This window comes from Streptomyces sp. NPDC052023 (genome assembly GCF_044548465.1).
GTDB lineage: Bacteria > Actinomycetota > Actinomycetes > Streptomycetales > Streptomycetaceae > Streptomyces.
In genome coordinates this window covers 127,502-147,762 of sequence record NZ_JBIUBW010000017.1, presented here as the reverse complement: position 1 = coordinate 147,762, position 20,261 = coordinate 127,502, and the positions used below count along the sequence as shown (strand labels likewise).

Below are 20,261 nucleotides of genomic sequence, written 5' to 3'. Positions count from 1 at the left end.
CATGTCCCGGGAGCGCGCGGGCCGGGATCGCGTGCCCGGGACATTGCGCATCCCGCACGGGATCCCGACACCATGTCATGGCCGTCCGCCCGCTGACCCGGAGTGAGGCGGCCCGAGAGGGAGTACGAGAAGGTGGCAGCACCTAAAAAGGGCCGGAGCTCGAGCGCCCAGAGCAAGCCGTGGCGCTCGCTGGCCCTGATTCTGATCGCCCTCGTGGCGCTCACCGGGGGAATGTTCGTCTCCGGACACACCACTCCGCGTCTCGGCATCGACCTGGCCGGTGGTACGAGCATCACGCTCGGGGCCGTTGCCGAGGACGGCAACGAGGCCGCGATCAACCCGACCAACATGAACACCGCGGTCGAGATCATGGAGCGCCGCGTCAACGGTCTGGGCGTCTCCGAGGCCGAGGTCCAGACGCAGGGCGATCGCAACATCATCGTCAACATTCCCAAGGGCACCAACTCTCAGCAGGCCCGGGAACAGGTCGGCACCACCGCCAAGCTCTACTTCCGCCCGGTCCTGGCCACCGAGCCGTCCGGCGGCGACGCCCCTCAGACCCCCTCGCCCAGCGCCTCCCCGTCCGGCGGCTCGGACAAGGCCACCGACCCGGACAAGGCCACCGACCCGGCGAGCCCTTCGGCGTCGGACTCCGCGAGCCAGAGCGGGACCCCCTCGCCGAGCGCCACCACCCAGGGCCGCGCCGTCACGGACGCCCTGAAGAAGGCCCCCACCCCCTCGGCGTCCGGCTCCGGCTCACCGAGCCCCGCGCCGTCGGCCAGCGGCGGCACCAACGGCGACGACACCGCCAAGCTCCAGGCGGAGTACGCGGCGCTCGACTGCAGCAAGCAGTCGGTCCGCGCCAGCACCGGCGAAGGTGCCAAGCCCACCGAGTCCACCGTGGGATGCGGCGAGATCCAGGGCGTCTGGTACAAGTACCTGCTCGGCCCGGCCGGGGTCGACGGCATCGAGGTCGACGACGCCTCGGCGGTGTACGACACGCAGAGCGGCGCCGGCTGGAAAGTCCAGATGAAGTTCACGGACGCCGGTGCCAAGAAGTTCGCCGAGATCACCGGCAAGCTCGCGCAGAACCAGTCGCCGCAGAACCAGTTCGGCATCGTCCTCGACGGCGAGGTCGTCTCCAGCCCGTACGTCAACCAGTCGATCGGCGGCGGCAACGCCGAGATCTCCGGCAGCTTCACGCAGGAGGAGGCCCAGGGCCTCGCCAACATGCTGTCGTACGGCGCCCTGCCGCTGACCTTCCGCGAGGACAGCGTCACCACGGTGACCGCGGCGCTGGGCGGTGACCAGCTCCAGGCAGGTCTGATCGCCGGCGCGATCGGCCTCGCGCTGGTCGTGATCTACCTGCTGGTGTACTACCGCGGCCTGTCGTTCATCGCCATCCTGTCGCTGCTGGTCTCCGCGGCGCTCACGTACACGCTGATGTCGCTGCTCGGCCCGGCCATCGGCTTCGCGCTGAACCTGCCCGCCGTCTGCGGCGCGATCGTCGCCATCGGCATCACGGCGGACTCGTTCATCGTCTACTTCGAACGGGTCCGGGACGAGATCCGTGAGGGCCGCACGCTGCGTCCCGCCGTCGAGCGTGCCTGGCCGCGTGCCCGGCGCACCATCCTGGTCTCCGACTTCGTGTCGTTCCTGGCCGCCGCGGTGCTGTTCATCGTCACCGTCGGCAAGGTGCAGGGCTTCGCCTTCACGCTCGGCCTCACCACCCTGCTCGACGTCGTGGTCGTCTTCCTCTTCACCAAGCCCCTGCTGACGCTGATGGCTCGCCGGAAGTTCTTCGCGAGCGGTCACCCCTGGTCCGGCCTCGACCCCAAGCGCCTGGGCGCCCGGCCGCCGCTGCGCCGCACCCGCCGCCCCGCCGGCCCCGTCGAAACGAAGGAGGCCTGAGATGTCGAAGCTCGGCAACCTCGGCGCCCGACTGCACCGTGGCGAGGTCAGCTACGACTTCGTCGGCAACCGCAAGATCTGGTACGGCATCTCCATCCTGATCACCATCACGGCGATCGTCGGCCTGGCGGTGCGGGGCCTGAACATGGGCATCGAGTTCCAGGGCGGTGCCGTCTTCACGACCCCGAAGACGTCCGTCTCGGTCTCGCAGGCCGAGGAGTACGCGGAGGCGGCCTCCGGGCACGACGCGATCGTCCAGCAGCTCGGCAACGGCAGCCTCCGCATCCAGATCGCGGGCATCGACACCGGCCAGGCGGACCGGATCAACCAGGCGCTGGCCGACGACATGAAGGTCGACGCCGAGAAGATCAACGCGGAACTGGTCGGCCCCAGCTGGGGTGAGCAGATCGCCAACAAGGCCTGGCAGGGCCTCGGGATCTTCCTGGTCCTCGTGGTGATCTACCTGGCCATCGCCTTCGAGTGGCGGATGGCGGTCGCGGCGTTCGTCGCGCTGATCCACGACATCACCATCACGGTCGGCATCTACGCCCTCGTGGGCTTCGAGGTCACGCCGGGCACGGTGATCGGTCTGCTGACGATCCTCGGTTATTCGCTGTACGACACGGTGGTCGTCTTCGACAGCCTCAAGGAACAGACGAAGGACATCACCAAGCAGACGCGCTGGACCTACAGCGACATCGCCAACCGGTCGATCAACAGCACCCTGGTCCGCTCGATCAACACCACGGTGGTCGCGCTGCTGCCGGTGGCGGGCCTGCTGTTCATCGGTGGCGGTGTGCTCGGCGCCGGCATGCTCAACGACATCTCGCTCTCGCTGTTCGTCGGTCTCGCGGCGGGCGCGTACTCGTCGATCTTCATCGCCACGCCGCTCGTCGCCGACCTCAAGGAGCGCGAGCCGAAGCTGAAGGCGCTCCGCAAGCGGGTCCTGGCCAAGCGGGCACAGGGCGGTGACCAGGGCGAGACGCCGGCTGCCGGCAGCGCGGCCGAGCCGTTCGACGACGAGCCGGACGACGCCGCTCACGCGGTGGTCGGCCCGCGCGACCAGCCCGCGTCCCGCACCCGCGGCCGCGGCCGGCCCTCGGGGAAGCGCCGATGACCGACATCAGGGAGCTGCTGCTCAGCCGCATCCGTGATGTGGCCGACTACCCGGAGCCGGGCGTGATGTTCAAGGACATCACCCCGCTTCTGGCGGACCCGGCGGCGTTCACCGCGCTGACGGACGCACTGGCGGAGATCGCGGAGCGCAACGGTGCCACCAAGGTGGTCGGCCTGGAGGCCCGCGGGTTCATCCTGGGCGCCCCGGTGGCCGTCCGGGCCGGCGTCGGCTTCATCCCCGTACGCAAGGCGGGCAAGCTCCCCGGAGCGACGCTGCGCCAGGCGTACGACCTGGAGTACGGCTCGGCCGAGATCGAGGTGCACGCCGAGGACCTGACCGACGCGGACCGCGTCCTGGTGGTCGACGACGTCCTCGCGACCGGCGGCACGGCGGAGGCGTCCCTGGAGCTGATCCGCCGGGCCGGCGCCGAGGTCGCCGGCGTGGCGGTGCTGATGGAACTGGCCTTCCTGAACGGACGCACCCGTCTGGAACCGGCCCTCGCCGGGGCCCCGCTGGAGGCCCTGCTCACGGTCTGACGGGACCCCGCACCGGAGGCGCTCCTCATCCGAGGGGCGCCTCCGCCGCATTTCCCCCGCCGGAGCCTTCGCCGGCGTCCTCACCGGCCCGCCGCCCCCGCGAAAGCCGCAGGCAACGCGCATGCAAGCTGTGTGACACCGTTGACAGGGGGGCGGAGGAATCCGATGTCCGGGTCAGGCGTTCCCTGGGTACACGGCCCTCACATCGGCCTGAAGGCGATCCTGGAGCTCAGGATCGCTACCATGGGGTCTCCGGAGCCTGACCGGGGGACCCGGATCGCGCACGAGGAGCCCTCTTGCCAGACGAGGCCCAGCACCTGACCGCCGCCAAGCCCGAGCGCGCCTCGGAGCACGCGGCCCAGCCCGCGCAGCACACGAGGAACGACTCCCGCGGGTCGGTCGAGCACGCCCAGTCCGCGCCCGGCGCGAAGGCCGCCGAGCAGTCGCGTCCCAAGCCGGCACCTCCCGAGCGCCCCGCGTCCACCGCCCCGATCCGGCCCGCCGCGACGCCCCAGACGCCCCGCTCCGGCTCCTCCAACCGCGTCCGCGCCCGCCTGGCCCGTCTCGGCGTCCAGCGCGCCAATCCCTACAACCCGGTCCTGGAGCCCCTGCTGCGGATAGTCCGCAGCAACGACCCCAAGATCGAGACCTCGACGCTGCGCCAGATCGAGAAGGCCTACCAGGTCGCCGAGCGCTGGCACCGCGGCCAGAAGCGCAAGAGCGGCGACCCGTACATCACGCACCCGCTCGCGGTGACGACCATCCTCGCCGAGCTCGGCATGGACCCGGCCACCCTCATGGCGGGCCTGCTGCACGACACCGTCGAGGACACCGAGTACGGCCTGGAGGACCTGCGCCGTGACTTCGGCGACGTGGTCGCGCTGCTCGTCGACGGCGTCACCAAGCTGGACAAGGTCAAGTTCGGTGAGGCCGCGCAGGCCGAGACCGTGCGCAAGATGGTCGTCGCGATGGCCAAGGACCCGCGTGTCCTGGTCATCAAGCTCGCCGACCGCCTGCACAACATGCGCACCATGCGCTACCTCAAGCGCGAGAAGCAGGAGAAGAAGGCGCGCGAGACCCTGGAGATCTACGCGCCGCTCGCCCACCGCCTCGGCATGAACACCATCAAGTGGGAACTGGAGGACCTCGCCTTCGCGATCCTCTACCCCAAGATGTACGACGAGATCGTACGACTGGTGGCCGAGCGGGCACCGAAGCGTGACGAGTACCTGGCCATAGTGACCGACGAGGTCCAGCAGGACCTGCGCTCCGCCCGCATCAAGGCGACCGTCACCGGCCGCCCGAAGCATTACTACAGCGTCTACCAGAAGATGATCGTCCGCGGCCGTGACTTCGCGGAGATCTACGACCTGGTGGGCATCCGCGTCCTCGTGGACACCGTCCGCGACTGCTACGCGGCCCTCGGCACGGTGCACGCGCGATGGAACCCGGTCCCCGGCCGGTTCAAGGACTACATCGCGATGCCCAAGTTCAACATGTACCAGTCGCTGCACACCACGGTGATCGGCCCCAACGGCAAGCCGGTCGAACTGCAGATCCGCACGTTCGACATGCACCGCCGCGCCGAGTACGGCATCGCCGCGCACTGGAAGTACAAGCAGGAGGCCGTGGCCGGTGCCTCCAAGGTGCGTACCGACGTGCCCAAGGCGTCCGGCAAGGACAAGGACGCCATCAACGACATGGCGTGGCTGCGGCAGCTCCTCGACTGGCAGAAGGAGACCGAGGACCCGGGCGAGTTCCTGGAGTCGCTGCGCTTCGACCTCTCCCGCAACGAGGTCTTCGTCTTCACCCCCAAGGGCGACGTCATAGCGCTCCCCGCGGGTGCCACCCCCGTGGACTTCGCCTACGCCGTGCACACCGAGGTCGGCCACCGCACCATCGGGGCACGGGTCAACGGCCGTCTCGTCCCGCTCGAGTCCACCCTGGACAACGGCGACCTGGTGGAGGTCTTCACCTCCAAGGCGGCGGGCGCGGGTCCGTCCCGCGACTGGCTCGGCTTCGTGAAGTCGCCACGCGCGCGCAACAAGATCAGGGCGTGGTTCTCCAAGGAGCGCCGCGACGAGGCGATCGAGCAGGGCAAGGACGCCATCGTCCGCGCGATGCGCAAGCAGAACCTGCCGATCCAGCGCATCCTCACCGGCGACTCCCTGGTCACGCTCGCGCACGAGATGCGCTACCCGGACATCTCCGCGCTGTACGCGGCGATCGGCGAGGGCCACGTCTCCGCGCAGAACGTGGTGCAGAAGCTCGTCCAGGCCTTCGGCGGCGAGGAGGCGGCCACCGAGGAGATCGACGAGAGCGTGCCGCCGGCGCGCGGCCGCAGCCGCAAGCGCCGGTCCAGCGCCGACCCCGGAGTGGTCGTCAAGGGCGTCGACGACGTGTGGGTCAAGCTGGCCCGCTGCTGTACGCCCGTCCCCGGTGACCCGATCATCGGTTTCGTCACGCGCGGCAGTGGTGTATCGGTTCACCGCAGCGACTGTGTCAACGTGGAGTCACTGTCCCGCGAGCCCGAGCGCATCCTCGACGTCGAGTGGGCGCCCACCCAGTCCTCGGTCTTCCTGGTCGCCATCCAGGTCGAGGCCCTCGACCGCTCCCGGCTCCTCTCGGACGTCACACGCGTGCTGTCCGACCAGCACGTCAACATCCTCTCCGCGGCCGTCCAGACCTCCCGCGACCGTGTCGCCACCTCCCGCTTCACCTTCGAGATGGGCGACCCCAAGCACCTCGGGCACGTCCTGAAGGCGGTCAGGGGAGTCGAGGGCGTGTACGACGTGTACCGCGTGACATCGGCGCGCAGCCGGGCGTGAGCGGGCAAGACGTACGAGAAGGGGCCCCGTACCTCGGTACGGGGCCCCTTCTCGTCGTCTGCGCGCCGTGGGTCAGCCTGGGTCAGCCGCCGAACTCCTGCAGACCCTTCAGTGCCTGGTCCAGAAGCGCCTGGCGGCCCTCCAGCTCACGCTCCAGCTTGTCGGCCTTGGCGCTGTTGCCCTGGGCACGCGCCTGCTCGATCTGCTTCTGGAGCTTGTCCACAGCGGCCTGGAGCTGGCCCGTCAGACCCTCGGCACGCGCGCGTGCCTCCGGGTTCGTCCGGCGCCACTCCGCCTCCTCGGCCTCCTGGATGGCCCGCTCCACGGCGTGCATCCGGCCCTCGACCTTGGGCCGGGCGTCGCGCGGCACATGGCCGATGGCCTCCCAGCGCTCGTTGACCGAGCGGAAGGCGGCCCGCGCGGCCTTCAGGTCGGTCACCGGGAGGATCTTCTCGGCCTCCTCGGCCAGCTCCTCCTTGAGCTTGAGGTTCTCCGCCTGCTCCGCGTCCCGCTCGGCGAAGACCGAGCTGCGGGCGGCGAAGAAGACGTCCTGGGCGCCGCGGAAGCGGTTCCACAGGTCGTCCTCGTGCTCACGCTGGGCGCGGCCCGCCGCCTTCCACTCCGACATCAGCTCGCGGTAGCGCGCGGCCGTGGGACCCCAGTCCGTCGAGGCCGACAGCTGCTCGGCCTCGGCGACCAGCCGCTCCTTGGTCTTGCGGGCGTCCTCGCGCTGCGCGTCCAGCTGTGCGAAGTGCGCCTTGCGGCGCTTGGAGAACGCGGACCGGGCGTGCGAGAAGCGGTGCCACAGTTCGTCGTCCGACTTGCGGTCCAGCCGCGGCAGGCCCTTCCAGGTGTCCACCAGGGCCCGCAGCCGCTCACCGGCGGCCCGCCACTGGTCGGACTGGGCCAGCTCCTCCGCCTCGGCGACCAGCGCCTCCTTGGAGTGCCGGGCCTCGTCGGTCTGCCGCGCCCGCTGCGCCTTGCGCTCCTCGCGGCGCGCCTCGACGGTCTGCACGAGCTTGTCCAGCCGGCCCCGCAGCGCGTCCAGATCGCCGACCGCGTGGTGCGCGTCGACCTGCTCGCGCAGATGGTCGATGGCGGCCGTCGCGTCCTTCGCCGACAGGTCGGTGGTCTTCACTCGCTTCTCGAGGAGGCCGATCTCGACAACCAGGCCCTCGTACTTGCGCTCGAAGTAGGCCAACGCTTCCTCGGGGGAGCCGGCCTGCCAGGAACCGACGACCTGCTCGCCGTCGGCCGTACGCACGTACACGGTCCCCGTCTCGTCGACGCGGCCCCACGGGTCGCTGCTCACAGCGCCTCCTCCACATGATGCCTGCGGGGGCCTGAAGCTCCCCCGGGCATCGTCCACAGTTTCGTCACGGCCAACATAGGCGACCGGCGGGTTACCTGTCCGCATCCCGCGCGACCGAAATTTCGCAGTTGGGGCTCAGGATTTCGTGACGGTTGCCTTGTTCAGGACGACCGTCGCGTTGGGCGCACCGTCACCGGCCCCCGTGCTCTCACCCGCACCGGCGATCTTCTTCAGAACCGCCATACCGGGCTCGGAAACGGTACCGAACGGTGTGTAGTTGGGTGGCAACTGGCTGTCCTGGTAGACAAGGAAGAACTGGCTGCCGTTGGTGTTCGGGCCGGAGTTGGCCATCGCCACCGTGCCCGCCGGATAGACGTTGCCCTTCAGGCTCTTGTCCTTCAGGTTCTCGTCCGCGATCTGGTACCCGGGGCCACCGGTGCCGCTGGCCGTCGGGTCGCCGCACTGGAGCACGTAGATGCCGTTGGTGGTCAGCCGGTGGCACTTGGTGTGGTCGAAGTAGCCCTTTCCGGCCAGGAAGCTGAAGGAGTTGACGGTGTGCGGGGCCGCCGACGCCTTCAGGGCGATGTCTATGTCGCCGCAGGTCGTCGCGAGCTTCATGGTGTAGTCGGCCGACTTGTCGATGGACATCGCCGGCTCCTTCTTCCAGGTCTCCGACGTGGGCTTGCCGGCGGCCGGCTTGTCGCACGGGTCGGGTGCCTTCGACGGCGCCGCGCTCTCCGTGACCTCCGCGCCCGCGTTGGTCTTGCCGTCGTCCTTGAGTACGCCGGTCGTGTACAGCGCGAGGCTGCCGATCAGGACCACGCCGAGCGCCGAAGCGATCACGGCGTTGCGGGTGCGCGACTTGCGCCGGGCGTCGGTGCGCCGCTGCTGCTGCCGCAAGAACTTCTCCCGGGCGAGCTGACGCCGCCGCTGTTCCTGGCTGACCACCGGATCTACTCCTCATGCGTCTGGAACGTCGACCGGTACGCGTGCGTCTCGTGGGCCGACCGTCTGCGTGTGCCCCGTACCGTATATGGGTTCGCTGAGGAATCGGCAGCGCCGGTAGGCTCTTGACGTCAGGCGCAGCCGTCGCCGAGTCCGCCCGTATCTACACAACGAAGGACGATCGTGCTCATTGCCGGGTTCCCCGCCGGGGCCTGGGGGACGAACTGTTATCTCGTCGCCCCCGCCGCCGGTGAGGAGTGCGTGATCATCGACCCAGGCCACCAGGCGGCCCCCGGAGTCGAGGAAGCACTGAAGAAGCATCGGCTCAAGCCCGTCGCCGTCGTCCTCACCCATGGTCACATCGACCACGTGGCCTCGGTCGTCCCCGTCTGCGGAGCGCACGACGTACCGGCCTGGATCCACCCCGAGGACCGCTACATGATGAGCGACCCGGAGAAGGCCCTCGGCCGGTCGATCGGCATGCCGTTGCTGGGCGAGCTCACGGTGGGGGAGCCGGACGACGTGAAGGAGCTGGCCGACGGGGCCGCGCTGGAACTGGCGGGACTGGAGTTCTCGGTCGCGCACGCGCCGGGCCATACCAAGGGGTCGGTGACCTTCCGGATGCCCGAGGCCGCGGACGTGCCGTCCGTGTTCTTCTCCGGGGATCTGCTGTTCGCCGGCTCCATCGGACGCACCGACCTGCCCGGCGGTGACATGGCCGAGATGCTCGACTCGCTGGCCCGCGTGTGCCTGCCGCTCGACGACTCGACCGTGGTGCTGTCCGGCCACGGCCCCCAGACCACCATCGGCCAGGAGCGCGCCACCAACCCGTATCTGCGGCAGGTGGCCGCCGGCCAGGGAGTCCCCGGGACTCCCCGACGAGGAATGTGACGAGACTTTCCGTGAGCACCTTCAAGGCCCCCAAGGGCACCTACGACCTGATCCCGCCGGACAGCGCGAAGTACCTGGCCGTCCGGGAGGCGATCGCGGCCCCGCTGCGCAACTCCGGCTACGGCTACGTCGAGACGCCCGGCTTCGAGAACGTCGAGCTGTTCGCGCGCGGTGTCGGGGAGTCCACCGACATCGTCACCAAGGAGATGTACGCCTTCGAGACCAAGGGCGGTGACCAGCTCGCCCTGCGCCCCGAGGGCACGGCGTCGGTGCTGCGCGCCGCGCTGGAGGCCAACCTGCACAAGGCGGGCAACCTGCCGGTCAAGCTCTGGTACTCGGGCTCGTACTACCGCTACGAGCGCCCCCAGAAGGGCCGGTACCGCCACTTCTCCCAGGTCGGCGCCGAGGCGATCGGCGCGGAGGACCCCGCCCTGGACGCCGAGTTGATCATCCTGGCCGACCAGGCGTACCGCTCGCTGGGTCTGAGCGACTTCCGCATCCTGCTCAACAGCCTGGGCGACAAGGAGTGCCGCCCCGTCTACCGAGCCGCCCTCCAGGAGTTCCTGCGCGGCCTGGACCTCGACGAGGACACCCTGCGCCGCGCGGAGATCAACCCGCTGCGGGTGCTGGACGACAAGCGCGAGTCGGTGCAGAAGCAGCTCACGGGCGCCCCCCTGCTGCGCGACTACCTCTGCGACGCCTGCAAGGCGTACCACGAGGAGGTCCGTGAGCTGATCACCGCGGCGGGCGTCGGCTTCGAGGACGACCCGAAGCTGGTGCGCGGCCTGGACTACTACACGCGGACCACCTTCGAGTTCGTCCACGACGGCCTGGGCTCGCAGTCCGCGGTGGGCGGCGGCGGACGCTACGACGGCCTGTCGGAGATGATCGGCGGCCCCGCGCTGCCCTCCGTCGGCTGGGCCCTCGGCGTCGACCGCACGGTGCTCGCCCTGGAGGCGGAGGGCATCGAGCTCGAACTCCCCGCCGCCACCAGCGTGTTCGCGGTGCCGCTCGGCGAGGAGGCCCGCCGCGTGCTGTTCGCCAAGGTCACCGAGCTGCGCAAGCAGGGCGTCGCCGCGGACTTCTCCTACGGCGCCAAGGGCCTCAAGGGCGCCATGAAGAACGCCAACCGCAGCGGCGCCCGGTACACGATCGTGGCCGGCGAACGCGACCTCGCCGACGGCGTGGTCCAGCTCAAGGACATGGAGTCCGGTGAGCAGACGGCCGTCGGCGTGGGCGAGATCGTGGCCGAACTGGAAGCCCGGCTGGGCTGATCGCGCCGACGAGGGCGCCGGAGGTCCCGAGGGACGTCCGGCGCCCTCGCGCGTGTCCGGAACCGATCGGCGGGGCGTGGGTCCTTATGTGCAGCGAACGGTGACTTACGCGCGCGTGCGGCACAATGTCCCCTGCCGGAAGCAGGCCCTCTCAAGTGACGGAATCGGCGTGATGAGCAAGACGACAGTCAAGGACGTCTCCACCGAGCCGGAGCCGCGTGACGTGGCCGCCGGTCCGCACGCGGTCGGCGGCAGCCGGGCCTTCGCCCTGCTGCTGGTGATCACGGGCGCGGCAGGACTGCTCGCCGCGTGGGTCATCACGCTCGACAAGTTCAAGATCCTGGAGGCCAAGGCCCGGGGCGAGACGTTCACGCCGAGTTGCAGCCTCAACCCGATCGTCTCCTGCGGCAGCGTCATGGAGAGCGACCAGGCCGCCGTCTTCGGCTTCCCCAACCCGATGCTGGGCCTGGTCACCTACGGCATCGTGATCTGCGCCGGCATGAGCCTGCTCGCCCGCGCCCGCTTCCCGCGCTGGTACTGGCTCACCTTCAACGCGGGCACGCTCTTCGGCGTCGTCTTCTGCGCCTGGCTGATGTTCCAGTCGCTGTACCGGATCAACGCACTGTGCCTGTGGTGCTGCCTGGCCTGGGTCGCCACCATCGTCATGTTCTGGTACGTGACCTCGTTCAACATCCGCAACGGCTTCCTGCCGGCACCGGACGGTCTCAAGCGGTTCTTCGCCGAGTTCACCTGGGTGCTGCCGGTCACGCACATCGGCATCATCGGCATGCTGATCCTGACCCGCTGGGGCAGCCAGCTCTGGGCCTGAGCCCGGGGGCGGCGGCGTTGTCAGTGCCGTGATTTAGGGTTTCAGCGTGGAGCCCGACCTGTTCACCGCCGCCGCAGAAGAACGCCAGGAGAAGGACCCGACCGCGAGTCCCCTGGCGGTGCGCATGCGCCCGCGCACCCTTGACGAGGTGGTGGGCCAGCAGCACCTGCTGAAGCCCGGCTCACCCCTGCGCCGGCTGGTCGGCGAGGGCGCCGGGGGACCGGCGGGCCCGTCCTCGGTGATCCTCTGGGGGCCGCCCGGCACCGGCAAGACGACCCTGGCGTACGTCGTCTCCAAGGCGACCGACAAGCGGTTCGTGGAACTGTCCGCGATCACCGCCGGCGTCAAGGAGGTCCGCGCGGTCATCGACGGCGCCCGCCGCGCCTCCGGCGGTTTCGGCAAGGAGACCGTCCTCTTCCTGGACGAGATCCACCGCTTCAGCAAGGCCCAGCAGGACTCCCTCCTCCCGGCCGTGGAGAACCGCTGGGTCACGCTGATCGCGGCGACGACCGAAAACCCGTACTTCTCGGTGATCTCGCCCCTGCTCTCACGCTCCCTGCTGCTCACTCTCGAACCCCTCACCGACGACGACGTGCGCGGCCTGATCAGGCGCGCCCTCGCCGACGAACGCGGTCTCGCCGGCGCCGTCACCCTCCCCGAGGACACCGAGGCCCACCTCCTGCGGATCGCCGGCGGCGACGCCCGCCGCGCCCTGACCGCCCTGGAGGCCGCCGCCGGAGCCGCCCTCGACAAGGGGGAGACCGAGGTCGGCCTGACGACGCTGGAAGAGACCGTCGACCGCGCCGCCGTGAAGTACGACCGTGACGGCGATCAGCACTACGACGTGGCCAGCGCCCTCATCAAGTCGATCCGCGGCTCCGACGTCGATGCCGCGCTGCACTATCTGGCCCGGATGATCGAGGCCGGCGAGGACCCCCGCTTCATCGCCCGCCGTCTGATGATCTCCGCCAGCGAGGACATCGGCCTCGCCGACCCGGGCGCCCTGCCGCTGGCGGTCGCGGCCGCCCAGGCCGTCGCCATGATCGGGTTCCCCGAGGCGGCCCTCACCCTCAGCCACGCCACCATCGCCCTCGCCCTGGCGCCGAAGTCCAACGCCGCGACGACCGCGATCGGCGCCGCCCTGGACGACGTACGCAAGGGGCACGCGGGGACGGTGCCCGCGCATCTGCGGGACTCCCACTACAGGGGGGCGGGCAAGCTCGGCCACGGGCAGGGGTACGTGTACCCGCACGACCTGCCCGAGGGCATCGCCGAGCAGCAGTACGCGCCGGACGCCCTGAAGGACCGGGAGTACTACACACCGACCCGGCACGGCGCCGAGGCGCGGTACGCGGACGCCGTCGAGTGGACCAGGAAGCACCTCGGTCGTAAGCCGTCCTGAGCACCCTGTAGAATCCCCCCAGTGCTGAGTCCCGTGCTGTCAGAGCGGGACAGCCAGTCGGAGATCCAGTCCCTCGTGGACTGACTCCAGGAGCGTCGCGCACCGTCGAATGGTGTCGCGGGCAGCCCACCACCACCCGTCGCGGACGGGAGCGGTCGGTGGGCCGTTCGTGTGCTGCACGTATGTGCCCAGACCAGGGGAGCGGCTGCCCGGCAGGTCCGTCTGCGGACCTGGTGGGATTCCCCGGCTGCGGATGCGACCTCCCTCACTGCTGACAAGCCGGAAAACTAGGAAAGAGACACAGACAGTGGCGAACCAGTCCCGCCCCAAGGTCAAGAAGTCGCGTGCGCTCGGCATCGCGCTGACCCCGAAGGCCGTCAAGTACTTCGAGGCCCGCCCCTACCCGCCGGGTGAGCACGGCCGTGGCCGCAAGCAGAACTCGGACTACAAGGTCCGTCTGCTCGAAAAGCAGCGTCTGCGCGCGCAGTACGACGTGTCCGAGCGTCAGCTCGTCCGCGCCTACGAGCGTGCCTCCAAGGTTCAGGGCAAGACCGGTGAGGCCCTGATCATCGAGCTGGAGCGTCGTCTCGACGCCCTGGTCCTGCGTTCGGGCATCGCCCGCACGATCTACCAGGCCCGTCAGATGGTCGTCCACGGCCACATCGAGGTCAACGGCCAGAAGGTCGACAAGCCGTCGTTCCGCGTCCGTCCCGACGACGTCGTGATGGTCCGCGAGCGCAGCCGCGAGAAGACCCTCTTCTCCATCGCCCGTGAGGGCGGCTTCGCCCCCGACGGCGAGATCCCGCGCTACCTCCAGGTGAACCTCAAGGCCCTGGCGTTCCGCCTGGACCGTGAGCCGAACCGCAAGGAGATCCCGGTGATCTGCGACGAGCAGCTCGTCGTCGAGTACTACGCCCGCTGACCCGGACGTAGCTCACCTGCGCATCAGCCCGTCGTCTCCCCGCCCTTGCGGGTGGGGGAGGCGGCGGGCTTTCGCATGCGAGCGGCGCCCCGGCCCTGCCGCACCGGCCCGCGCGGCTCCGGCAGCGCCGCCACCGGCCCCGGCCGGCCGAGCGCCAGCCCCACCGCCTCCTCCCGGCCGAGCCGCGCACCCTGGCGCACGCAGGCCTCGTACCGCTCGTCGCCGAGCAGCTGCCGGGCCGTCGCCTCGCACAGCTCGTGCGGGGTGTTGTAGTACGCCGAGCCGAACAGCGGCAGGCCGACCGACGGCCACATCCCCTGGGCCGCCCCTTGGAGCACCGCGGCCTCGGCAGGGTCGCCGTCCGCCGTGGTCACCAGCGCGAGCAGCTCGATCGCCAGCACCGAGCCGAGCAGGTCGTGGAAGGCGTGGGCGCCGGTCAGGCAGTCGGTGAGCAGCTCGCGGGCCCGCGCCGGGTCGCCCTCGGCCCAGGCGGCGTACGCCAGGACGAACAGCGCGTAGCCGCGGGCCCAGCGCTCGCCGTGGTCCTCGCACACCCGGCGCACGTCGTCGCACAGCTTCACCGCGTCCGCCAGATCGCCCTGGAACGCCCGCGCCATCGCCAGCTCGACCTGCGCCATCAGGACGTTGCTGTTGAGCTCGCCGATCTTCTGGTAGCGGTCCAGCGCCGAGCGCAGCAGCGTTTCTGCGCGCGGCAGGTCGTCCGTGACCAGCGCCAGACAGCCGGTGCGATGCTCGGCGTAGGCCAGCGCGGTGGCGTTCCCGGACCGCTCCGCCTCCTCCCCGCACTCCTGGAGCGCGGCAAGGGCCGGCACCGGGTCCCCCTGGAGGACGGCGACGTAGCCGAGCACCCACAGGGCCTTCAGCCGGGACTGCTCATTGCCCGAGTCGAGCCGAAGGCCCCGTTCCAGCCAGTGCCGCCCCTCCGACAGCCGCCCGCAGCCCGCCCAGCAGAACCACAGCGAGCCCGCGAGGTACTGGCCCAGATGGGCCTCCTCCGGTTCCGTCAGGCAGTAGTCCAGGGCGGAGCGCAGATTCGGCAGTTCCACGTCGATGCGCGCCGCCACCTCGCCCTGGCGCGGCGAGAACCAGTCCAGCTCGCACCAGGTCGCGAGGCCCACGTACCAGTCGCGGTGCCGCCGCCGCAGCCGGCCCGCGTCCCCGGCCGCCGCGAGCCACTGCGCCCCGTACGCCCGGACCGTGTCCAGCATCCGGTAGCGCAGCCCGGCCGGGGTGTCCTCGCGGGTCACCACGGACTGCGCGATCAGTTCGGTCAGCACGTCGAGGACGTCGTCGGCGTCCAGTCCGCCGCCGCTGCACACGTACTCGGCGGCCTCCAGGTCGAACGCGCCGGCGAACACCGACAGCCGCGCCCACAGCAGCCGCTCCCCGGGTGTGCACAGCTCGTGGCTCCAGCCGATCGCCGTGCGCAGCGTCTGATGCCGGTGCGGTGCCTCCCGCCCCCCGCCGGTCAGCAGCCGGAACCGGTCGTCGAGCCGGTCCAGCAACTGCCCGGGGGACAGTGCCCGCAGCCGTCCCGCCGCCAGCTCGATCGCCAGCGGGATCCCGTCCAGCCGCCGGCACACCTCCCGCACGGCCCGCTCGTCGTCGCACGCCGCCCCGTGCTGGGCGGCGCGGTCCGCGAACAGCTCGACCGCCTCCGCCTCCCCGAGCGGCGCCAGCGGGAACTGCCGCTCGCCCGCCACGCCCAGCGGTCGGCGCCCCACCGCCAGCACGCGCACCCCCGGCGCCCGCCGCAGCAGCTCCGTCACCAGTGCGCCGCACGCTTCCACCAGATGCTCGAACCCGTCGAGAAGCAGCAGGAGTTGCCGCTCGGCGAGATGGCCGAGGAGCGTCTCGCGCGGCAGCCGTGTGGTGTGGTCGGTCAGCCCCAGCGCCTCCACGACCGCGTAGTCCACCAACTCCGGATCGCTCACCGGCTCCAGATCCACGCGCCACACCCCGTCCGGCGGCGCGCACCGGGCGGCCGCCCGCGCCGCGAGCCGGGACTTGCCCACCCCGCCGGTCCCCGTCACGGTCACCAGCCGGGAGGCGTCCAGCGCCCGGACCAGCCCGGTGAGTTCGGCCGTCCGGCCCACGAACGCGTCCAGCTCCAGAGGAAGATTGCCGAGGGCGGGGCCGCCGTCGCGCTGAGGGGGTCGCATGGGACACGGAGCGTACTGAGCCGTGTTCAGTCCGTACAATCGCTTCCCGCAACTCCGCCCGGCCCGCGCCGTAATCCGGTACGGAGCGCAAGCCCCGGCGCGATAGGCTCGGTGCACGACTTTTTCGATGTTCAGGCACGTTTAGGGAGCGGGTGCGCAGTGTCCGGTGGAGAGGTGGCCGGCATCCTGGTGGCCGTCTTCTGGGCGATCCTGGTCTCCTTCCTCGCCGTGGCTCTGGCGAGGCTGGCCCAGACGCTCAGGGCGACCACCAAGCTGGTGGCGGACGTGACCGACCAGGCAGTGCCGCTGCTGGCGGACGCCTCCTCGGCGGTGCGCTCCGCGCAGACCCAGATCGACCGGGTCGACGCGATCGCCACGGACGTCCAGGAGGTCACGTCGAACGCGTCCGCGCTCTCCACGACCGTCGCCTCCACCTTCGGCGGCCCGCTGGTCAAGGTCGCCGCCTTCGGATACGGCGTGCGCCGGGCGCTCGGCGGCCGCAAGGAGGACGTGCCCGCCAAGTCGTCCAGGCGTACCGTGATCGTGGGCCGTACCGTCCCGGCCGCACGGCGGGCCAAGCGGAAGAAGGACTGAGACCTAGCGATGTTCCGCCGTACGTTCTGGTTCACCACGGGCGTCGCCGCCGGCGTGTGGGCCACCACCAAGGTCAACCGCAAGCTCAAGCAGCTCACCCCCGAGAGCCTCGCCGCGACGGCGACCAACAAGGCGATCGAGGCGGGCCACCGGCTCAAGGACCGGGCGGTGGGCTTCGCCCTCGACGTCCGGGCCAACATGGCCCAGCGGGAGGCCGAGCTGGAGGACGCGCTGGGCCTGCACGCGGACCCGGAACTGCCCCCCGCGCGGCGTCACGCCGTCATCGAGAACCGCAACAAGCCGAAGACGTACGTCATCGACAACACGACGTACACGTACAACCGGAATGAGGACCACTGATGGAGTCGGCTGAGATCCGCCGCCGCTGGCTGAGCTTCTTCGAGGAGCGCGGGCACACCGTCGTCCCTTCGGCGTCGCTCATCGCGGACGACCCGACTCTGCTCCTCGTCCCCGCCGGCATGGTGCCCTTCAAGCCCTACTTCCTGGGCGAGGTCAAGCCGCCGTACCCGCGTGCCACCAGCGTGCAGAAGTGCGTGCGCACGCCGGACATCGAGGAGGTCGGCAAGACCACCCGGCACGGCACGTTCTTCCAGATGTGCGGCAACTTCTCCTTCGGCGACTACTTCAAGGAAGGCGCCATCAAGTACGCCTGGGAGCTGCTCACCAGCCCCCAGGACAAGGGTGGTTACGGCCTGGAGCCGGAGAAGCTCTGGATCACCGTCTACAAGGACGACGACGAGGCCGAGCGCATCTGGCACGAGGTCGTCGGCGTTCCGAAGGAGCGTATCCAGCGCCTCGGCATGAAGGACAACTACTGGTCCATGGGCGTCCCGGGCCCCTGCGGCCCCTGTTCCGAGATCAACTACGACCGCGGCCCCGAGTTCGGCGCCGAGGGCGGCCCCGCCGTCAACGACGAGCGGTACGTGGAGATCTGGAACCTCGTCTTCATGCAGTACGAGCGTGGCGAGGGCATCGGCAAGGACAACTTCGAGATCCTCGGCGAACTGCCCAGCAAGAACATCGACACGGGCCTCGGCCTCGAGCGGCTCGCCATGATTCTGCAGGGCGTGCAGAACATGTACGAGATCGACACCTCCATGGCCGTCATCAAGAAGGCCACCGAGCTGACCGGCGTCGCCTACGGCGACGCCCACGACTCGGACGTCTCGCTGCGCGTGGTCACCGACCACATGCGCACGTCCGTGATGCTCATCGGTGACGGCGTCACCCCCGGCAACGAGGGCCGCGGCTACGTGCTGCGCCGCATCATGCGCCGCGCCATCCGCAACATGCGCCTGCTCGGCGCCACCGGCCCGGTCGTCAAGGACCTGATCGACACGGTCATCGCGATGATGGGCCAGCAGTACCCGGAGCTGATCACCGACCGCGAGCGTATCGAGAAGGTCGCCGTCGCCGAGGAGAACGCCTTCCTCAAGACGCTGAAGGCCGGCACCAACATCCTCGACACCGCCGTCACCGAGACCAAGCAGTCCGGCGGCACCGTCCTCGCCGGCGACAAGGCGTTCCTGCTCCACGACACCTGGGGCTTCCCGATCGACCTCACCCTGGAGATGGCCGCCGAACAGGGCCTTTCCGTGGACGAGGACGGCTTCCGGCGCCTGATGAAGGAGCAGCGGGAGCGCGCCAAGGCGGACGCCCAGGCCAAGAAGACCGGCCACGCCGACGTCGGCGCCTACCGGGAGATCGCCGACAGCGCCGGTGCGACCGACTTCATCGGCTACACCGACACCGAGGGCGAGACCACGATCGTCGGCATCCTCGTCGACGGTGCCTCCTCTCCGGCCGCCACCGAGGGCGACGAGGTCGAGATCGTCCTGGACCGCACCCCGTTCTACGCCGAGGGCGGCGGTCAGATCGGCGACACCGGCCGCATCAAGGTGGACAACGGCGCCGTGATCGAGGTCCGGGACTGCCAGAAGCCGGTGCCCGGCGTGTACGTGCACAAGGGCGTCGTCCAGGTCGGCGAGGTCACCGTGGGCGCCAAGGCCCACGCCACCATCGACAGCCGCCGCCGCACGGCCATCGCCCGCGCCCACTCGGCCACCCACCTCACCCACCAGGCCCTGCGCGACGCCCTCGGCCCGACGGCCGCCCAGGCGGGTTCCGAGAACCAGCCCGGCCGCTTCCGCTTCGACTTCGGCTCGCCGTCCGCCGTCCCGACGGCCGTGATGACCGACGTCGAGCAGAAGATCAACGAGGTACTCACCCGCGACCTCGACGTGCACGCCGAGGTCATGGGCATCGACGAGGCCAAGAAGCAGGGCGCCATCGCCGAGTTCGGCGAGAAGTACGGCGAGCGGGTCCGCGTCGTGACGATCGGCGACTTCTCCAAGGAGCTGTGCGGCGGCACGCACGTGCACAACACCGCCCAGCTGGGCCTGGTGAAGCTGCTCGGCGAGTCCTCCATCGGCTCGGGCGTGCGCCGTATCGAGGCACTGGTCGGCATGGACGCCTACAACTTCCTCGCCCGTGAGCACACGGTCGTCGCCCAGCTCCAGGAGCTGGTCAAGGGCCGTCCGGAGGAGCTTCCGGAGAAGGTCTCCGCCATGCTCGGCAAGCTGAAGGACGCCGAGAAGGAGATCGAGAAGTTCCGCGCCGAGAAGGTGCTCCAGGCCGCCGCCGGTCTCGCCGAGTCCGCCAAGGACGTACGCGGTGTGGCGCTCGTCACCGGTCAGGTCCCGGACGGCACCACCGCCGACGACCTGCGCAAGCTCGTGCTCGACGTGCGTGGCCGCATCCAGGGTGGCCGGGCCGCTGTGGTGGCCCTGTTCACGACGGTGGGCGGCAAGCCGCTGACGGTCATCGCCACCAACGAGGCCGCCCGCGAGCGCGGGCTGAAGGCCGGTGACCTGGTCCGTACGGCCGCCAAGACCCTCGGTGGCGGCGGAGGCGGCAAGCCGGACGTCGCCCAGGGCGGTGGCCAGAACCCGGCCGCCATCGGCGACGCCGTCGACGCCGTCGAGCGGCTCGTGGCGGACACGGCCAAGTAAGGGTCTGGTGGAGATGCGCAGAGGACGTCGTCTCGCGATCGACGTCGGGGACGCCCGCATCGGGGTCGCCTCGTGCGACCCCGACGGGATCCTCGCCACGCCGGTCGAGACGGTCCCCGGGCGGGACGTTCCCGCAGCTCACCGCCGGCTGAGGCAGCTCGTCGAGGAGTACGAACCGATCGAGGTCGTCGTCGGTCTCCCGCGTTCCCTGAAGGGGGGCGAGGGGCCCGCGGCGGTCAAGGTCCGCAGCTTCGCACAGGAGCTGGCCAAGGGCATCGCCCCGGTGCCGGTCCGGCTGGTGGACGAGCGGATGACGACGGTGACCGCGGGACAGAGCCTCCGCGCCAGCGGCAAGAACTCCAAGAAGGGCCGCACCGTCATCGATCAGGCCGCCGCGGTCATCATCCTGCAGCAGGCCCTGGAATCCGAACGGGTGTCAGGTAATACGCCCGGTGAGAGCGTCGAAGTGGTCATCTGATCGCGAT

16 protein-coding genes are annotated in these 20,261 nt (G+C 70.3%); 13 read left to right on the top strand and 3 right to left on the bottom strand.

Annotated features, from left to right (window positions below; translation table 11 throughout):
- Nucleotides 1-132 precede the first annotated feature (132 nt).
- The 4 genes from secD (at nucleotide 133) to ACIHCM_RS28270 (ending at nucleotide 6,392) form a co-directional block, all read left to right on the top strand.
- On the top strand, nucleotides 133-1,911 hold the full coding sequence (gene secD, locus ACIHCM_RS28285; protein ID WP_399901589.1) for a protein translocase subunit SecD: 1,779 nt from the start codon (nucleotides 133-135) through the stop codon (nucleotides 1,909-1,911).
- Nucleotide 1,912: 1 nt separating this feature from the next.
- Nucleotides 1,913-3,028, top strand: coding sequence for a protein translocase subunit SecF (gene secF / locus ACIHCM_RS28280; RefSeq protein WP_399901586.1), 1,116 nt, complete (start codon nucleotides 1,913-1,915; stop codon nucleotides 3,026-3,028).
- The gene (locus tag ACIHCM_RS28275; protein WP_399901583.1) at nucleotides 3,025-3,564 is read left to right on the top strand and encodes an adenine phosphoribosyltransferase; all 540 of its coding nucleotides are present in this window, start codon (nucleotides 3,025-3,027) and stop codon (nucleotides 3,562-3,564) included. The genes secF and ACIHCM_RS28275 overlap by 4 nt, the downstream gene beginning before the upstream one ends.
- Before the next feature lie 296 nt (nucleotides 3,565-3,860).
- Entirely contained in the window at nucleotides 3,861-6,392 is a 2,532-nt protein-coding gene (locus ACIHCM_RS28270) for a RelA/SpoT family protein (protein ID WP_399901580.1), read from the top strand.
- A gap of 82 nt (nucleotides 6,393-6,474) precedes the next feature.
- Here ACIHCM_RS28270 and ACIHCM_RS28265 read toward each other — a convergent pair whose 3' ends face one another.
- Complete coding sequence (locus ACIHCM_RS28265; RefSeq protein ID WP_399901577.1) at nucleotides 6,475-7,704, bottom strand: DUF349 domain-containing protein; 1,230 nt, start codon at nucleotides 7,702-7,704, stop codon at nucleotides 6,475-6,477.
- A 135-nt stretch (nucleotides 7,705-7,839) separates the two neighbouring features.
- Nucleotides 7,840-8,652: a peptidylprolyl isomerase gene (locus tag ACIHCM_RS28260; protein ID WP_399901574.1), complete on the bottom strand. Its 813-nt coding sequence runs from the start codon at nucleotides 8,650-8,652 to the stop codon at nucleotides 7,840-7,842.
- A gap of 180 nt (nucleotides 8,653-8,832) precedes the next feature.
- Here ACIHCM_RS28260 and ACIHCM_RS28255 point away from each other — a divergent pair, with 180 nt between their 5' ends.
- The 5 genes from ACIHCM_RS28255 to rpsD all read left to right on the top strand — a co-directional run bounded on the left by ACIHCM_RS28255 (nucleotide 8,833) and on the right by rpsD (nucleotide 13,967).
- Complete coding sequence (locus ACIHCM_RS28255) at nucleotides 8,833-9,540, top strand: MBL fold metallo-hydrolase (protein WP_399901571.1); 708 nt, start codon at nucleotides 8,833-8,835, stop codon at nucleotides 9,538-9,540.
- Nucleotides 9,541-9,551: 11 nt separating this feature from the next.
- Nucleotides 9,552-10,814, top strand: coding sequence for a histidine--tRNA ligase (hisS, locus tag ACIHCM_RS28250; protein WP_399901568.1), 1,263 nt, complete (start codon nucleotides 9,552-9,554; stop codon nucleotides 10,812-10,814).
- A gap of 172 nt (nucleotides 10,815-10,986) precedes the next feature.
- Nucleotides 10,987-11,643, top strand: a complete 657-nt coding sequence (locus ACIHCM_RS28245; RefSeq protein WP_399901565.1) for a vitamin K epoxide reductase family protein — start codon at nucleotides 10,987-10,989, stop codon at nucleotides 11,641-11,643.
- Between the two features lie 46 nt (nucleotides 11,644-11,689).
- Nucleotides 11,690-13,045 carry a replication-associated recombination protein A gene (locus tag ACIHCM_RS28240; protein ID WP_399901562.1) on the top strand — a complete coding sequence of 452 codons (1,356 nt, stop codon included), beginning with the start codon at nucleotides 11,690-11,692 and terminating at the stop codon, nucleotides 13,043-13,045.
- A gap of 307 nt (nucleotides 13,046-13,352) precedes the next feature.
- Complete coding sequence (gene rpsD, locus ACIHCM_RS28235; protein ID WP_399901559.1) at nucleotides 13,353-13,967, top strand: 30S ribosomal protein S4; 615 nt, start codon at nucleotides 13,353-13,355, stop codon at nucleotides 13,965-13,967.
- A gap of 23 nt (nucleotides 13,968-13,990) precedes the next feature.
- Here rpsD and ACIHCM_RS28230 read toward each other — a convergent pair whose 3' ends face one another.
- Complete coding sequence (locus ACIHCM_RS28230) at nucleotides 13,991-16,150, bottom strand: ATP-binding protein (RefSeq protein ID WP_399901555.1); 2,160 nt, start codon at nucleotides 16,148-16,150, stop codon at nucleotides 13,991-13,993.
- A 159-nt stretch (nucleotides 16,151-16,309) separates the two neighbouring features.
- Between ACIHCM_RS28230 and ACIHCM_RS28225 the strand changes: the two genes are divergently transcribed.
- The 4 genes from ACIHCM_RS28225 to ruvX are packed head-to-tail and all read left to right on the top strand — an operon-like array spanning nucleotide 16,310 to nucleotide 20,254.
- Nucleotides 16,310-16,744: a DUF948 domain-containing protein gene (locus ACIHCM_RS28225; RefSeq protein WP_393102969.1), complete on the top strand. Its 435-nt coding sequence runs from the start codon at nucleotides 16,310-16,312 to the stop codon at nucleotides 16,742-16,744.
- Nucleotides 16,745-16,753: 9 nt separating this feature from the next.
- Nucleotides 16,754-17,104 (top strand): hypothetical protein, encoded by a 351-nt coding sequence (locus ACIHCM_RS28220; RefSeq protein WP_399901552.1) that lies wholly within the window; start codon nucleotides 16,754-16,756, stop codon nucleotides 17,102-17,104.
- Complete coding sequence (alaS, locus tag ACIHCM_RS28215; protein ID WP_399901549.1) at nucleotides 17,104-19,776, top strand: alanine--tRNA ligase; 2,673 nt, start codon at nucleotides 17,104-17,106, stop codon at nucleotides 19,774-19,776. Before ACIHCM_RS28220 ends, alaS begins: the two co-directional genes overlap by 1 nt.
- A gap of 13 nt (nucleotides 19,777-19,789) precedes the next feature.
- Complete coding sequence (ruvX, locus tag ACIHCM_RS28210) at nucleotides 19,790-20,254, top strand: Holliday junction resolvase RuvX (RefSeq protein WP_399901546.1); 465 nt, start codon at nucleotides 19,790-19,792, stop codon at nucleotides 20,252-20,254.
- Nucleotides 20,255-20,261 lie beyond the last annotated feature (7 nt).